This is a genomic window from Candidatus Magnetobacterium casense, from assembly GCF_019173545.1.
Lineage (GTDB): Bacteria > Nitrospirota > Thermodesulfovibrionia > Thermodesulfovibrionales > Magnetobacteriaceae > Magnetobacterium > Magnetobacterium cryptolimnobacter.
Genome location: NZ_JABXWD010000505.1, coordinates 1 through 2176 on the forward strand (window position 1 = coordinate 1; position 2176 = coordinate 2176).

At 46.6% G+C, this 2176-nt stretch carries 2 protein-coding genes; both read right to left on the reverse strand.

The features are described from left to right. Positions 1-59: 59 nt before the first annotated feature. Positions 60-1922 carry a hypothetical protein gene (locus HWQ67_RS16925; RefSeq protein WP_218253865.1) on the reverse strand — a complete coding sequence of 621 codons (1863 nt, stop codon included), beginning with the start codon at positions 1920-1922 and terminating at the stop codon, positions 60-62. Between the two features lie 12 nt (positions 1923-1934). Then, positions 1935-2176, reverse strand: a 242-nt coding sequence (locus HWQ67_RS16930; RefSeq protein WP_218253866.1) for a hypothetical protein, incomplete at its 5' end; no start/stop codon positions are given.

Consider the following 2176-nt stretch of genomic DNA (forward strand, 5'->3'; position numbering starts at 1 on the left):
GACACAGATGGGCGCAAAATACCATTTCTTGTCATTCCCGTGAAAACGGGAATCCATTTTCAAAAACCGCATAAAAAGCCAGTTAATAAAAAAGTGCAAAAGTATAGTTCTATGTCTTTCAGGGGATTGTTGTATCTGTAATATCGTGAGATTGCATTTAAAATCACAGACGGGGTTGACACCTTGACCGTGATTTGTTTGCCGGTGAGGTGTGCCATTTCTTTTACCGTGAGGATGTCCATGGGGTTGGCCATGGTAATGGTCAGGTCGCGGTTTAAAAATTCCAGGGGGATTAAAATATTTTTCTTTGCCACGCCCTCAGGGATGAGTTCCAGAGCCTCTATGTCAGGCGTAACGTTTGTCAGGTCTACAAAGGGGATTCCCAATTGGGTTGAGAAGGCCATGGAGATATCATTTTCGCTGACGACTCCATGTTCAATGAGCAGTTCGCCTAATTTTTTTGTGCAGTCCCTTTGCAGGGCGAGCATCTCCGTCAACTTCTGCTCCGTGATCAAACCTGCGTCTACGAGGATGTCTCCCAGTCGTTTTACGTCTTTTTTATGATAATAGCCAACTATCCCCTTTCGTATATCCGTTGCCGTAGAGACCTTGAGTTTTATTTTCTTACCCGAAGCGAAGGTCAGTATATCAACAATCTCTCTGTCAAGGGGGTTGGTTATGGCTACGTAGAGGAGGTTTTCTTCAACACATAGCGGCATTACCAGGTGCTTGGAGGCCAGCTTCTCAGGGATAAGTTTCAAGGCCTCCGGCTGACACTGGTAGTCATTGAGTTCAATAAACGGGATGCTCAGTTGAAGCGATATCGCACTGGCCAGGTCTTTTTCTCTGATGCAACCTTCTTCGATCAGGATGTTTCCCAATCGTTTTTTGTTATTCTTTTGGATTTCAATGGCACGTCTGATGTGTTCAGGTTCCACGAGTCCGGCTGCCACCAAGATATCACCCAACATCAGCTTTTTATACGTTTTGTTCTGGAGCATACCGTTAACGGACAGGATATCGGAGTTCACGGGGATTGCCCCCAGGCATTGCGTCTTTACGGTGTTGTAAAACCTGTCGATTGTCTCATTTATCTCCGTCTGGGTGGATATCACAACCTTGATGATCATACCCGTGGCAATGGTAATGGAGTTGATGGCATTGATGTCCAGGGGGTTGGCCATGGCGACAATCAGCACCCGTTTGATGATGCTCAGGGGGATGATCAGGTGCGTCCGTGCCAGCCCCTCGGGGATGAATTGCAGGGCATCCTGGTTTGGTTCAACTGTCCGCAGCTCCTTGTACGGGAAGCCAAGTTGCGATGCACAGGCAAGCACTATATCTTTTTCGGTTGCCACGTTGTCGGAAACGAGTATATCTCCCAGTCTTCTGTTGTCTTTCCGTTGTTTTTCGAGCGCCTGATCAAGCTGCTGCCCGGTGATTACCTTTGCCTTTATGAGTATATCGCCTAGCTGTTGCACCTTTAGGCCATCGTAGAATCTGATGATGGCCTTTCTTATATCGGTAGTGGTAGCCACGTTGGTTTTGATCTCCTTACCGGTGGCAAACCTTATGGCTCCCAGGAGGTGGTCATCGAGGGGGTCGGCCATAGCAACGCTTAACCGGTCGCTTTCAAAGCTCATTGGCAGGGTCAGATACCTCTTGGCAAGCCCCTGAGGGATAATCCTCATGGCCACGTGGTCCGGCTCAAAGGTGCGCAGATCAACATAGGGGATGCCTAACTGAGTAGAAAACGCCTTTACTATATCCTCCTCCTTGATCCACCCCTTCTGGCATAAAATGATTCCAAGACGCTTCTTCGTTTTTTTCTGCTCCTCCAACGCCTCTTGCAACTGCTTTAAATCGATCAGGCCGGACCGCACTAATATATCGCCCAATTTTTCACTTGTATTTAAAACCAATACCTAATCTCCTTATATATTAATCTTTATAGTATCTATGGTTTCGCACTTTCTGGATTCCTGCTTACGCAGGAATGACACAGATGGGCGCAAAATACCATTTCTTGTCATTCCCGTAAAAACGGGAATCCATTTTAAAAAACCGCATAAAAAGCCAGTTAATAAAAAAGTGCAAAAGTATAGAGAAGATACAGATGTGTCATTACGCGGAGATGCAGGATGCGCTACAAGGACGGTGCGTTTAGAGTTGCTCT